12 protein-coding genes are annotated in these 12,563 nt (G+C 63.5%); 5 read left to right on the forward strand and 7 right to left on the reverse strand.

Annotated elements, in window-relative coordinates; all coding sequences use genetic code 11:
- Positions 1 to 196 precede the first annotated feature (196 nt).
- A complete protein-coding gene (locus OH764_RS13750) occupies positions 197 to 1,423 on the forward strand; it encodes an argininosuccinate synthase (protein WP_498847165.1) in 1,227 nt (408 codons plus the stop codon).
- Positions 1,424 to 1,695: 272 nt separating this feature from the next.
- Here the strand turns inward: OH764_RS13750 and murB are convergent, their stop codons facing one another.
- A complete protein-coding gene (murB, locus tag OH764_RS13755) occupies positions 1,696 to 2,742 on the reverse strand; it encodes a UDP-N-acetylmuramate dehydrogenase (RefSeq protein ID WP_498847166.1) in 1,047 nt (348 codons plus the stop codon).
- A 174-nt stretch (positions 2,743 to 2,916) separates the two neighbouring features.
- On the opposite strand from murB, the gene OH764_RS13760 reads away from it, so the two are divergent.
- The gene (locus tag OH764_RS13760) at positions 2,917 to 3,402 is read left to right on the forward strand and encodes a YajQ family cyclic di-GMP-binding protein (RefSeq protein ID WP_020069163.1); all 486 of its coding nucleotides are present in this window, start codon (positions 2,917 to 2,919) and stop codon (positions 3,400 to 3,402) included.
- A gap of 132 nt (positions 3,403 to 3,534) precedes the next feature.
- On the opposite strand, the gene plsY is transcribed toward OH764_RS13760, so the two are convergent.
- Together plsY and ybaK are read right to left on the reverse strand one after the other, a co-directional pair.
- Positions 3,535 to 4,179, reverse strand: coding sequence for a glycerol-3-phosphate acyltransferase (gene plsY, locus OH764_RS13765; protein ID WP_498847167.1), 645 nt, complete (start codon positions 4,177 to 4,179; stop codon positions 3,535 to 3,537).
- Between the two features lie 161 nt (positions 4,180 to 4,340).
- Complete coding sequence (gene ybaK, locus OH764_RS13770; RefSeq protein ID WP_498847168.1) at positions 4,341 to 4,832, reverse strand: aminoacyl-tRNA deacylase; 492 nt, start codon at positions 4,830 to 4,832, stop codon at positions 4,341 to 4,343.
- Between the two features lie 140 nt (positions 4,833 to 4,972).
- On the opposite strand from ybaK, the gene OH764_RS13775 reads away from it, so the two are divergent.
- Positions 4,973 to 6,535, forward strand: a complete 1,563-nt coding sequence (locus OH764_RS13775; RefSeq protein ID WP_498847169.1) for a class I adenylate-forming enzyme family protein — start codon at positions 4,973 to 4,975, stop codon at positions 6,533 to 6,535.
- Between the two features lie 44 nt (positions 6,536 to 6,579).
- On the opposite strand, the gene xerD is transcribed toward OH764_RS13775, so the two are convergent.
- The 3 genes from xerD to queG all read right to left on the reverse strand — a co-directional run bounded on the left by xerD (position 6,580) and on the right by queG (position 9,324).
- Positions 6,580 to 7,533: a site-specific tyrosine recombinase XerD gene (gene xerD / locus OH764_RS13780; protein WP_498847170.1), complete on the reverse strand. Its 954-nt coding sequence runs from the start codon at positions 7,531 to 7,533 to the stop codon at positions 6,580 to 6,582.
- The gene (locus OH764_RS13785; protein WP_498847171.1) at positions 7,530 to 8,000 is read right to left on the reverse strand and encodes a methylated-DNA--[protein]-cysteine S-methyltransferase; all 471 of its coding nucleotides are present in this window, start codon (positions 7,998 to 8,000) and stop codon (positions 7,530 to 7,532) included. The genes xerD and OH764_RS13785 overlap by 4 nt, the downstream gene beginning before the upstream one ends.
- Before the next feature lie 76 nt (positions 8,001 to 8,076).
- Positions 8,077 to 9,324 carry an epoxyqueuosine reductase gene (gene queG, locus OH764_RS13790; protein ID WP_498847172.1) on the reverse strand — a complete coding sequence of 416 codons (1,248 nt, stop codon included), beginning with the start codon at positions 9,322 to 9,324 and terminating at the stop codon, positions 8,077 to 8,079.
- A 17-nt stretch (positions 9,325 to 9,341) separates the two neighbouring features.
- Here queG and tsaE point away from each other — a divergent pair, with 17 nt between their 5' ends.
- Both tsaE and OH764_RS13800 read left to right on the forward strand, forming a co-directional pair.
- A complete protein-coding gene (gene tsaE, locus OH764_RS13795) occupies positions 9,342 to 9,914 on the forward strand; it encodes a tRNA (adenosine(37)-N6)-threonylcarbamoyltransferase complex ATPase subunit type 1 TsaE (protein WP_498847173.1) in 573 nt (190 codons plus the stop codon).
- Complete coding sequence (locus OH764_RS13800; protein ID WP_498847174.1) at positions 9,896 to 11,500, forward strand: N-acetylmuramoyl-L-alanine amidase; 1,605 nt, start codon at positions 9,896 to 9,898, stop codon at positions 11,498 to 11,500. Before tsaE ends, OH764_RS13800 begins: the two co-directional genes overlap by 19 nt.
- Positions 11,501 to 11,589: 89 nt before the next feature.
- Here the strand turns inward: OH764_RS13800 and OH764_RS13805 are convergent, their stop codons facing one another.
- Entirely contained in the window at positions 11,590 to 12,471 is an 882-nt protein-coding gene (locus OH764_RS13805; protein ID WP_498847175.1) for an EamA family transporter, read from the reverse strand.
- Between the last annotated feature and the right edge of the window lie 92 nt (positions 12,472 to 12,563).

A 12,563-nucleotide genomic window follows, 5' to 3' on the forward strand; every position in this document is an offset into this window, starting at 1 on the left:
TCGCACAAAGCCCAATGCGCGGCTGCACATCCAGTCGTCAATCGGGCCGCAAGTGAGCGTGCAAATGCGCCGTCGCCCGGTCGTGAAAGCCGCAAAATGCGGCCACGCAGCCGTTTAGTGTCAAAATAGTTGTTTTCCGCGCTCCGGGACCGCCGGCGCGCCTTGTTTTCCCGCTTTTTCCAGCTACGAGTTCACCATGAGCGATATCAAGAAAGTCGTGCTCGCCTATTCGGGCGGCCTCGACACCTCCGTCATCCTGAAGTGGTTGCAGGACAACTACGACGCCGAAGTCGTCACGTTCACGGCCGACATCGGCCAGGGCGAAGAGCTGGAACCGGCGCGAAAGAAGGCACTGCAACTCGGCATCAAGCAGGAAAACATCTTCATTGAAGACCTGCGCGAAGAATTCGTGCGCGACTTCGTGTTCCCTATGTTTCGCGCCAACACGATTTACGAAGGCGAGTACTTGCTGGGCACGTCGATCGCGCGTCCGCTGATTGCCAAGCGTCAGATCGAAATCGCGCGCGCCACCGGCGCGGAGGCGGTGTCGCATGGCGCAACCGGAAAGGGCAACGACCAGGTTCGGTTCGAACTCGGCTACTACGCACTCGAGCCGGGCATCAAGGTGATTGCGCCGTGGCGTGAATGGGATCTGTTGTCACGCGAAAAGCTACTCGCCTATGCGGAAAAAGCTGGCATTCCGATCGAAATGAAGCACAAGCAAGGCGGCGCGCCGTATTCGATGGACGCGAACCTGTTGCACATCTCGTTCGAAGGCCGTCATCTGGAAGACCCGAAAGCGGAAGCCGAAGCCGACATGTGGCGTTGGACCGTGTCGCCCGAACAGGCTCCGGATCAGGCCGAATACGTCGATATCGAATACGAGCACGGCGACCCGGTCGCGGTGAACGGCAAGCGCCTCTCGGCGGCGGAAATGCTCACCGAGTTGAACCGTCTTGGCGGCAAGCACGGCATCGGCCGTCTCGACCTGGTGGAAAACCGCTATGTAGGCATGAAGTCGCGCGGCTGCTATGAAACGCCGGGCGGCACGATCATGTTGAAGGCGCACCGCGGCATCGAGTCGATTACACTCGACCGTGAAGTCGCACACCTGAAAGACGACCTGATGGCCCGCTACGCGTCGCTGATTTATAACGGCTACTGGTGGAGCCCGGAGCGTCGCGCGATTCAGGTGCTGATCGACCACACGCAGGAGAAAGTCAACGGCTGGGTGCGTGTGAAGCTGTACAAGGGCAGCGTGTCGGTGGTCGCTCGCGATTCGAAGGAAACGCTGTTCGACAAGACCATTGCAACGTTCGACGACGACGGCGGCGCCTACAACCAGGCCGACGCCGGCGGCTTCATCAAGCTCAACGCTTTGCGTATGCGCATCGCGGAGAACGCCCGCCGTCAGCGCGGTTAAGCCGGAAGCTCGGCGATGCCACTTCGCGCCGTGTGAAGTTCCGCGCCGACACATGCACTCGGCGCGGCTCACGGTAGCGGACGGCGACGACCTGAGCCGCGACCGACGCGTGGTGTGCTGAAAGCGCGGCTGACGCCGCAACGCAGGCATACAAAAAGGCGCCGGGGCCAAAAAGCCCCGGCGCCTTTATTTTTTCCTTACCGTCAGACAGTCCTCGGCTTGTGAGACCGGCTTACGCCGTCCACTTAGGCTCGGCGACGCGCCGCCCGTAATCACACGCACACGGGCTCGGCTTCCAGTTCGACGCCAAATCTCGCCTGCACATCGCGTTGAATTGCTCGTGCAAGCGCCAGCACATCAGCCCCGCTCGCACCACCACGATTGACCAGCACCAGCGCCTGGCGCTCGTGAACGCCAGCGGCGCCCAGCGCACGGCCCTTCCATCCGCAACGGTCGATCAGCCAGCCTGCCGCAAGTTTCACGCGCCCGTCGGGCTGCGCGTACGAAATCACGTCCGGCTCGCTGCTTTTCAGCGCCGCGAACTGCGCGGCGTCTATCACCGGATTCTTGAAGAAGCTCCCCGCGTTACCCAGTTCGAGCGGATCTGGCAACTTGGCGCGCCGCACCGCGACGACGGCGTCGAAGATCGCCTTTGCGTCGGGTTGCCCGCCATTGGCGGCATAGCCGTTCGCGGCGAGTTCACGCGCCAGGTCTGCATAACCCGCGCGCGGTCGCCACATCTTCGGCAAACGGAAAACGACCGACGTGATGACGAAACGATCGCGCCCTTCGCGCTTGAAAAAGCTGTCGCGGTAACCGAACGCGCAGGCGTGCGCATCGAACTCGACCGTCTTACCCGACGCAAGCTCGACGGCCCGCAGCGACACGAAGCGCTCGCACATCTCGAGGCCGTACGCGCCGATGTTCTGGATCGGCGCCGCGCCCACCGTCCCGGGAATCAGCGCAAGATTTTCGAGACCGGGTAGCCCTTGAGCGAGAGTCCACGCAACAAAGTCGTGCCACGGTTCGCCGGCCGCCGCTTCGACATACACGGCGTCGGCGTCTTCGCGCACGATCCGACGCCCGCGCAAGGCCACGAGCAGCACCAGTCCAGCGAAGTCGTCTGTCAGCACGACATTGCTGCCGCCGCCGAGCACGAGACGCGGCAAGCCGGCCGCGCGCGGATCGCGCACCGCGGCGAGCAATTGCGCTTCGCGCTCGATGCGGCAAGCCCACTGCGAGCGGACGTCGAAGCCGAAAGTGTTGTGGGCCTTGAGCGGATAGCCGGCAACGAACTCGGCGGAATCGGTGTGAGACATTGGATGAGAACTATCGGGCGACGAGCCGAAAACGGCTTCGGGCTGCGGCCGCGCGGCGGCCTTAGGCAAATGGGGGCGGCGTCGGTAAAATGACATCGGTCCGTGATTATAGCGAGTGCCACACGACGAGCCGACCGGCTGCGTCGCGCACCGCCGCACTATTGGGAGAATGCAATGCCATCGTTTGACGTCGTCTGCGAAGCGAACATGATCGAAGTCAAGAACGCGATCGAGCAGTCCAACAAGGAAATCTCAACCCGCTTCGACTTCAAAGGGTCCGACGCGCGCGTCGAACACAAGGAAAACGAAATCACCGCCTACGCGGACGATGACTTCAAGCTCGGCCAGGTGAAAGACGTGCTACTGTCGAAAATGGCGAAGCGCAACGTGGACGTACGCTTTCTCGACTACGGCAAGATCGAGAAGATCGGCGGCGACAAAGTCAAGCAGGTCATCAAGATCAAGAAAGGCGTGTCCGGCGATCTGTCGAAGAAAATCGTGCGACTCGTGAAAGACAGCAAGATCAAGGTTCAGGCGAGCATTCAGGGCGACGCGGTTCGCGTCACCGGAACAAAGCGCGACGATCTGCAAAGCGTGATTGCGATGCTGCGCAAGGACGTGACCGACACGCCGCTCGACTTCAACAACTTCCGCGACTGAGCGTTTGTTCAAGCGCCACAGCGCGTAAGCCATGGCGGGCGTTGCTGCGGCGAGCGCATTGCAAACGCAAGCAACAGTTGCAAAGGCATGGCAGCCGCAGCACGCAGCCGCGCGCGGCCGGAACCCAGCCGCTCAACGATCCTCGCCTGCCCCCGCGCCGGCAGCCGCAGCCGCCTTTTTCTTGTCGCCGATGCGGCTTTCCTCGCCGCGCATCAGCTTGGCGATGTTGCCGCGATGACGCCACACGAGCAGCGAGCTCATCACGACAATGGCCAGCGCAATGATGTGCGGCCCGAACAGGAAGCCGTCGAAGATCGGCGCGAATACTGCCGCCGCCAGCGCGGCAAGCGACGAATAGCGCGTGAAGAACGCCACGATCAGCCACGTGAGCAGCGTCGCCACGCCCAGGATCGGGTTGATGGCGAGCAGCACGCCGGCCGCCGTTGCCACGCCCTTGCCGCCCTTGAAGCGGAAGAACACCGGGTACAGGTGGCCCAGAAACACGGCGACACACGCAATCGCCACCGACATATCGTCGAGCCCGTAATGGGCGCCGAAATGCACGACGAACCACACCGGCAGCCAGCCTTTGAAGGCGTCGCCGATCAACGTCAGGATCGCGGCCTTCTTGCTGCCGCTGCGCAATACATTCGTCGCACCAGGGTTGCCCGAGCCGTAGGAGCGCGGGTCGTCGAGCCCCATCGCGGCGCTCACGATCACGGCGAACGACACCGAACCGATCAGGTAGGCAACGACAGCAACGATCAGGTTTTGCATCTGTGACTCTTAAAAGGATCGGCGGTCTGCAACTGGATACCTCAACCGCTCGGGGAACGAAAATCGCAACGGAACGCGACGCAATGCGGCGGGCCACAGAGGCGCACCGAGCGGCGCACATTCTACCGAACGCGCGCTCGCTACGAACATTCAAGCAAACGTCAATCGACGCTCGCGCACTGCACCGGCTTCGCTGCCAGCAGGTCGGTGAGCACCTTCGGCTCGATGCTGACGAGAAAGCCGCGCCGGCCGCCGTTCAGCCAGATTCTGTCCATCTCGAGAATGCTCGACTCCACGTACACCGGCATCTGCTTGCGCGTGCCGAACGGCGAGGTTCCGCCGATCAGATAGCCGGAATGACGGTTCGCCACCTCGGGCTTGCACGGCTCGACGCGCTTCGCGCCAATCTGCCGCGCGAGGTTCTTGGTACTGACAGTACGGTCGCCATGCATGAGGACGATGAGTGGCTTGGCATGCTCGTCTTCCATGACCAGCGTCTTCACCACATGATGTTCGTCTACGCCCAGCTGGCGAGCCGATTCACCTGTGCCGCCATGCTCCACATAATCGTATGGATGCTCGCCGAAAACGACGCCATGACGGCGCAGGAACTGCGTGGCAGGCGTTTCGGATACGTGTCTGGATTTGCTCATCGGCGCATTGTAATGGCGAGTTTGCACAACGGCTATTTGCCGAATGGTCAATTGTGCGGCTCGATGCATTGTGGCACGATCGTTCGAAAATCTTCCGGCGCGATGCACGCCGGGCACACAATCGCATTTAGGAGACGCTCTTGAGTACCGCTTCGCCTTTACGCCCCATGATCGACGTTCCCGCGCTGCTGGACGCCCTGCCCGCGCGCATCTCCGATATTCCCGCGCTGGCGGCCGGGCGCGATCCGCAACACGTCGCGTTGATCGAAGACGGACGCCGTCTCACCAACGCCCAACTGGTTGGGGCCGTCGAAGCCACCGCTGCTTTGCTTCACGATTGGGGCGTGCGTGGCGGCGACCGCGTCATGATCGTGGCGGAAAACAGCATCGCGCAGATCGTGCTGCTCTTCGCGACCGCGCGGCTCGACGCCTGGGCGCTCGTGTCGAATGCGCGCCTGTCGGCGTCCGAGCTCGACGCGATTCGCGCGCACGCGCAGCCGCGCGTGACGGCCTACGCGGTGGAAAGCTCAGTCGATGCTGGTCAGCACGCGCAGCGTCATGGAGCAAGCGCAGCGCCAGACGTCGCGCCGGGTATCGGCGCGTGGTCGTTCACGGTGGACACGTCCGCGCAAGCCGAACCGGTGGAAGCCGCGAACGACCGCCAATGCGCGGCGCTCATCTACACGACCGGCACGACCGGCGCGCCAAAGGGCGTGATGCTGTCGCATCGCAATCTGCTGTTCATCGCCGCGGTATCGAGCCGTCTGCGCCAGGTCCGTCCTGACGATGTCGTCTACGCCGTGCTGCCGATCTCGCATGTGTACGGCTTTGCGTCTGTGTGTCTCGGCAGCCTGTACGCTGGCGCGACCTTGCGCCTCGCGCCGCGCTTCGCGCCGGAAGCAGTGCGGCGCGCGCTTGCCGACGAACGCGTGTCGATTTTCCAGGGCGTGCCAGCCATGCACGCGAAATTGATCGAACATTTGCAGACGCACGGGCATCCGTGGCACGCGCCGTATCTGCGCTTCATCTATTCGGGGGGCTCGCCGCTCGACGCCGCGCTGAAAGCGCACGTCGAAAGCGTCTACGGTCTGCCGCTGCATAACGGCTATGGCATGACGGAGAGCAGTCCCACGGTTTCACAGACCATGCTCGACGCGCCGCGCCGCGACTGCTCGGTGGGCGAGGTCATCCCCGGCGTCGAAGTGCGTTTCGTCGGCCTCGACGGCGCCGATGTCGCGGTCGGCGAAACCGGCGAGCTGTGGGTGCGCGGCCCGAACGTGATGCTTGGCTACTATCGCAACCCGCAGCAAACGCGCGCCGCCGTGACCGAGGACGGCTGGCTGAAAACCGGCGACCTGGCGAGGCAGGACGCCGACGGCGCGCTGCATATCGTCGGACGCAGCAAGGATTTGATCATTCGCTCCGGCTTCAACGTGTATCCGGCCGAGGTCGAGCACGTGCTCAACGCGCATCCGCAGGTCGTTCAGTCGGCGGTGATCGGACGTCCCGTCGAGGGCAACGAAGAGGTTATCGCGTTCATCGAACTGGCGGCGAATGCAAGCGTGACGCCGGCCGAACTGCTTGCCTGGTGCGTAGAGCGCCTCGCGCCCTACAAGCGGCCCGCCGAGGTAAAGGTGCTTGCCGCGTTACCGGCTGCATCGACGGGCAAGATTCTCAAGCACCGGCTGCGCGAATTCCTTTGAAGCCGCAACACGTCGCCAGCGGCAGCGATTAGCTCATACCACGTTCACCCACGCGGATGATGCTGCGCATGCAGCGACTTCAGCCGCTCGCGCGCCACGTGGGTATAGATTTGCGTGGTTGAAATATCGGTGTGCCCGAGCAGCAATTGCACCACGCGCAAGTCGGCGCCGTGATTGAGCAAATGCGTTGCGAACGCATGCCGCAACGTGTGCGGCGACAACGGCGCGTGCACACCAGCCACCGCCGCATGTCGCTTGATGATGTTCCAGAACTGCTGGCGCGTCATGCCCTCGGCACGGCTCGTGACAAACAGCGCGTCTGCCGCGCGCGCGCCGAGCAGCGCCGGGCGTGCGTCGCGCAGGTAGCGCTCGATCCAGCCGTGCGCCTCTTCGCCGAACGGAATCAGCCGCTCTTTCGAGCCCTTACCCATTACGCGAACCACGCCTTCGTTCAGACCGACTTCCACCGTCTTCAGCGTGACGAGTTCGGTAACACGCAAGCCGCTCGCGTACATGAGTTCGAGCATCGTGCGATCGCGCAGACCCAGGGCGGTCTCGATGTCGGGCGCGCCGAGCAACGCCTCGACCTGCGCTTCACTGAGCGTCGACGGAAAACGCGGCGGTTGCTTAGCCGAACGGATGCGCAACGTCGGATCGACTTTCGCGCGATGCTCGCGCACGGCCCACCCGTAGTAGCGGCGAAACACCGAGAGGCGCCGATTCGCGGACGTCGATTTGTCTTTCTGACGCGCGGCGCTGTACGCGTTCAGATCGGCCTCGCCGGCGGTGTCGAGCGATGCGTTGCGCGTTTGCGCGAGCCATTCGCTAAAGAGACGCAGGTCGCGACGGTATGCGTCGAGCGTGTTCCGCGACAGGCCGTGTTCGAGCCAGAGCGCGTCGCAGAATGCGTCGATCGACGCGGAACTCGTCGCGAACAAAGGCGACGATAGCGGCGAAGGCGATTGCGCGCTCGCGTCTTCAACCAGGGTATCGCTCATGCGTAGAGAAGGCCTTCATGCGTCAGCAGCCAACGCTTGACGTTGCGAAAGAAACCGTCTTCGGCGTGATGCGCGAATCCGCCGATGCCGCTCGAACTCACCACGCGATGACATGGAATGACAATGGGAAAGTAGTTGGCGCCGCACGCCTGGCCGACCGCGCGCGGCACACTGCCGAGCTGCCGGGCGAGCTGGCCGTAGGTCAGCACGGCACCCGGCGGAATCTCGCAAATTGCCTGCCACACGCGCCGCTGGAAAGCGGTGCCGACCGGCGCGAGCGGCAGTTCGAATGTCGCCGACGCCTCGCTGAAATACCGCTCGATCTGCTCGACCGCCTGTCGCGCCAACGGCGTGTCGGGCGCGACGTTCTGCATCGACTCGGGCAAATAGACGATCTCGCGCACGGCCTCGCCTTCCAGGCGAATGCCGACCTTGCCGAACGGCGCGTCGATCACTGCGTTGAACATGGCGCCTCCTGGCTCGCGCGACGATGATTCGAGACGTACAACAGACTCGCGGATTGCCGATACTTTACGCCGCTTTTCATGCCGCTTCGAGCGCCCATTGCACGTGCTCGCGCACCACGTGAGAAGAGTCGCCGGCGCGGCGCTGGAGCGCCTCTACAATTGCCCCGCGAGCGTCCGCACTCAAAGTCTCGCGCGGCGCACGCAGCGCGTTGCCCATGCCCACGGCAAGGTTGCGTAGCCAGCTTTCGTAGCCGATACGGCGAATCGCACTGCCCTGCATGCGCGTGTCGAACTCGTCCGCGCTCCAGCCGAACAGTTCCACCAGCGACGCGCGATCGAGCCCGTGCCGCACGTCGAAATCGGCGACCGGCGCAGCCTGCGCGAACTTGTTCCACGGACACACGAGCTGGCAATCGTCGCAGCCATAAACACGATTGCCGATCAGCGGACGCATGTCGACGGGAATACTGCCCTTCAACTCGATGGTCAGATACGAGATGCACAAGCGGGCATCCACCTTGTAAGGCGCGACGATCGCGCCTGTCGGACATGCGCCGATGCAGCGCGCGCAACTGCCGCAATGCGAGCCCGGCGTTTCGGGCGCGCGCTCGGGCGTCGTCTCCGCGTCGGTCGGCAAAGGCACGTCGACATAAATTTCGCCAAGGAAGAACAGCGAACCCGCATCGCGTTGCAGCAGCAGCGTATGTTTGCCGCGCCAGCCGATGCCGGCCTTTTGCGCAAGCTCCACTTCGAGCACCGGCGCGGAGTCGGTGAACACGCGATAACCGAACGCGCCAATCTCCGCCTGAATTTTCTCTGACAGATGTTGCAGACGGTTACGCATCACCTTGTGATAGTCGCGGCCGCGCGCATAAATCGACACCACCGCGGCCGACGGATCGGCGAGGCGCGCATGCTCGACAGCCCGCCAGTCCTCGCTGGGCGGCACTTCCTGCGGTTCGCTTTCGCCCGGCTTTCCGCTCATTGCATGGGCGGGCAAATAGGCGATGCGAGCGGTAATCACACGTAGCGTGCCGGCCACAAGCTCGGCAGGCCGCGCGCGTTTCATACCGTGTTTCGCCATATAATCCATCTCGCCGTGGCACCCCGCTTCCAGCCAGGCTGCAAGCGGCGCTTCGGCAGCGGAGAGATCGGTATCGCTAATGCCGATCGCCCCGAAACCCAGTTCACGGCCCCACGTCTTGATGTTTCGCGCGAGCGCATGCAGCGCCGCTTCATCGAATTGACGCTCGGCGCGCGCCTCGTCACAAGACGTTGGCGCATTGGGCGCAGGGGACACGGGAGACTCCGGACTTCGGTTCATCACGCCATTTTACGAGAATGCCTGACCATCCCGATCGCGCGATCGCGCCGCCCGCCGAAGTTCTGCTCGAACGCGCCTTCACGTTCGTGGACGAAGCCGCCACGCTCGCATTCGGCGAGCGCTTCGCACGGGCCATCGAAAGCGTCGCCGTCGCAGCGCAAGGCCAGGGCAGCGGCCAGGGTGCTCAGGCATTCCACGGTCTACAAGTACAACTGGTCGGCGATCTCGGTGCCGGCAAAACCACACTCGTGCGCGCCACGTTGCGCGGCCTCGGTCACACGGGCCGCGTGCGCAGTCCCACGTACACGCTCGTCGAGCCCTACGTGCTCGAACGACCCACCGGGGAACTCGCGCTTTATCACTTCGATCTGTACAGATTCACCGATCCGGCCGAATGGGCCGACGCCGGCTTTCGCGAGTATTTCGACAGCGGCGCGGTCTGCCTCGTCGAATGGCCACAACGCGCGGGGCGTCTTCTCGGCGTGCCGGATCTCGTCTTCTCGCTCGACCTGGATAGCGAGGGCGACGGCCGCGTACTCGTCGCACGGGCATACAGCGAAACAGGAAAGGCATGTCTCGAAAGATGTTGATCAAACCGTTCCGCTCGATCGAATCGGCGGCCACCGCAACGCATAACTGGCGGCGCCGGCAGATTCTGTGCGCGGGCGCATCCACGCTTGTGCTCGGTCTCGTCGCACCGCGTCTTGCACTGGCCAGCTCGGTGCTGGGTGTGCGCGTATGGCCCGCACGCGACTACACGCGGGTGACGATCGAATCCGATCAGCCGCTGCAAAACGCGCAACAGCTGCTTCAAGGTCCGGACCGGCTCGTGGTCGATCTCAGCGGCCTCGATCTCGATCAGGCGCTGAAGGACCTCGTCTCGAAGATTACGCCAAACGATCCGCAGATCCAGTCGGTGCGAGTCGGCCAGTTTCAGCCGCACGTCGTGCGTATGGTGTTCGACCTGAAGGGCTCGGTGAAGCCGCAGGTGTTCGCACTGCCGCCTGTCGGCGCGTACAAGTACCGGCTGGTGTTCGACCTGTATCCTGCCGTCGCACCGGATCCGCTGATGGAACTGCTCGCCCAGAGCGAGCGCAAGCAGCAAACGCTGAACGAAGAAAACAGCGCGCCGCCGGCCACGTTGAGCGGCCCGGGCACGACGCCGCCGGTCGCCGACAACAGCGAAGCGTTCTTCGAGCGTTATGCGCAAAACGGCGGCAGCGGGTCGGCGCCGAGCGTGCCACGTCCGCCCGCGCACGGCGCACCCACGCCACTGCCGCCGATCCCGCCGATCATCGCAAAGCCGGCGACACCGGGCGCTCCCGCGTCGCCGCCCAGCGCAATCGCGCGCAATAAAGGCAGCGGTAGTAACAGTGGCAACAGCGCTAACAGCCTGGGCAACGACGACGACGCCAGCGACGACACCTACACGTTCACCACGCCGAAGCCCGGCAAGAGCAACACGGTCCGCCTTCTCACGGTCGCGATCGATCCAGGGCATGGCGGCGAAGATCCTGGCGCAATCGGCGGCTCGGGCACTTACGAAAAGCACGTCGCGCTCGACATCGCCAAGAAGCTGCGCGCGAAGATCGACGCGCAGCCGAACATGCGCTCCATGATGACTCGCGACGCCGACTTCTTCGTGCCGTTGAACGTGCGTGTGCAAAAGGCGCGGCGCGTTGGCGCTGACCTGTTCGTGTCGATCCACGCGGACGCGTTCACCACGCCCGACGCGCGGGGCTCGTCGGTGTTTGCGCTGTCGGAGCACGGCGCGTCGAGCGCAGCCGCGCGCTGGATGGCGAACAAGGAGAACTCATCGGATCAGATTGGCGGCATCAACATCAAGTCCGCCGACGCGACCGTCAACCGCGCACTGTTCGACATGTCCACCACCGCGCAGATTCGCGACTCGATGCGCTACGGCAACTTCGTGCTGAAAGAGATCGGCGGAATCAACAAGCTGCACAAGGGCTCGGTCGAACAGGCGGGATTTGCGGTGCTGAAGGCGCCGGATATTCCGTCGATCCTCGTGGAAACCGCGTTCATCAGCAACCCGGACGAAGAACGCCGCCTGAACGACGACGCGTATCGCGACAAGATGGCGGACGCGATCATGACGGGCATCAAGCGTTACTTTGCGGCGAACCCGCCGCTCGCGAAAAACCGCATGACGTAATGCGCGTATAGCGCGCTGTTATACGACGATGCAAAAACGGCCGCAGCAATGCGGCCGTTTTTCCTTCCTTTCTCGTTCAGTAGCGCGATTCAGCGCGCCGGCGACAGGCGCTGAGCGACCCAACCGCCGAACACGTTGACCGCGAGCCCTGCCATCACCAGTACCGCCCCGGCGACCTGCGCGCCGGAAAGCCGCTCGTCGAGAAAGAGAGATGCAGACGCCAGGCCGACGATCGGCACGAGCAGCGAAAACGGTGCGACCTGGCTCGCCGGATAGCGCGACAGCAGACGGCTCCACAAACCGTAGCCGATCAGCGTGGCGATGAACGCGAGATAAACGATCGCGAAGATCGACATGGCGCTGATACCCGACAGCGCTGCAGCGATTCGCTGCGGGCCCTCCAACGCATACGACAGCGCCAGGAACGGCAGCGGCGGAATCAGGCTGCCCCACACCACGAGGCCGACCAGATCCACCTTGCCGACTTTCTTCGTGACGATGTTGCCGAGCGCCCACGAACACGCGGCGCACAGCGTGAGAAGGAAACCGGCGAGCGTCATGGCGTGACCGCCTTGCATGCCTATCACGGCGAGCCCGGCAGCTGCAATCAGCAAACCGGCGACGTTCGGCAAGCGGAAGCGTTCGTGCAGAAAAAACGCCGCAAAGATCAGCGTGAAAAATGCCTGCGCCTGCAATACGAGCGACGCGAGCCCCGCAGGCATGCCGACGTACATGGCCGAGAACAGGAAGGCGAACTGCCCTAAGGAGATCGTCGTTCCGTACGCCAGCAGCCAGCGCCACGGCAATTGCGGACGCTTGACGAAAAATATCGCCGGAAACGCGGCGAGCATGAAGCGCAGCGCGCCTAGCAGCATGGGCGGCACGCCATGCAAGCCCACCTTGATCACAACGAAATTGACGCCCCACGCGATCACCACGATCAGTGCGAGCAGCAGGTCCCTGGGTGACATCCCAGTCTCCAATTGATTATTGAACCTGCGAGTTTAGCGGAGGGTGGCGGGGCACGTGATTGTTCGTGCTACGGATTTTCGGAGCAGGACTG

Source organism: Burkholderia sp. M6-3 (assembly GCF_050858985.1).
Lineage (GTDB): Bacteria > Pseudomonadota > Gammaproteobacteria > Burkholderiales > Burkholderiaceae > Paraburkholderia > Paraburkholderia caledonica.

Coding starts and splice junctions, on each gene's coding strand:
- OH764_RS13750 (WP_498847165.1), top strand. CDS start 197: ATGAGCGATATCAAGAAAGTCGTGCTCGCCTATTCGGGCGGCCTCGAC.
- murB (WP_498847166.1), bottom strand. CDS start 2,742: ATGTCTCACACCGATTCCGCCGAGTTCGTTGCCGGCTATCCGCTCAAG.
- OH764_RS13760 (WP_020069163.1), top strand. CDS start 2,917: ATGCCATCGTTTGACGTCGTCTGCGAAGCGAACATGATCGAAGTCAAG.
- plsY (WP_498847167.1), bottom strand. CDS start 4,179: ATGCAAAACCTGATCGTTGCTGTCGTTGCCTACCTGATCGGTTCGGTG.
- ybaK (WP_498847168.1), bottom strand. CDS start 4,832: ATGAGCAAATCCAGACACGTATCCGAAACGCCTGCCACGCAGTTCCTG.
- xerD (WP_498847170.1), bottom strand. CDS start 7,533: ATGAGCGATACCCTGGTTGAAGACGCGAGCGCGCAATCGCCTTCGCCG.
- OH764_RS13785 (WP_498847171.1), bottom strand. CDS start 8,000: ATGTTCAACGCAGTGATCGACGCGCCGTTCGGCAAGGTCGGCATTCGC.
- queG (WP_498847172.1), bottom strand. CDS start 9,324: ATGAACCGAAGTCCGGAGTCTCCCGTGTCCCCTGCGCCCAATGCGCCA.
- tsaE (WP_498847173.1), top strand. CDS start 9,342: ATGCCTGACCATCCCGATCGCGCGATCGCGCCGCCCGCCGAAGTTCTG.
- OH764_RS13800 (WP_498847174.1), top strand. CDS start 9,896: ATGTCTCGAAAGATGTTGATCAAACCGTTCCGCTCGATCGAATCGGCG.
- OH764_RS13805 (WP_498847175.1), bottom strand. CDS start 12,471: ATGTCACCCAGGGACCTGCTGCTCGCACTGATCGTGGTGATCGCGTGG.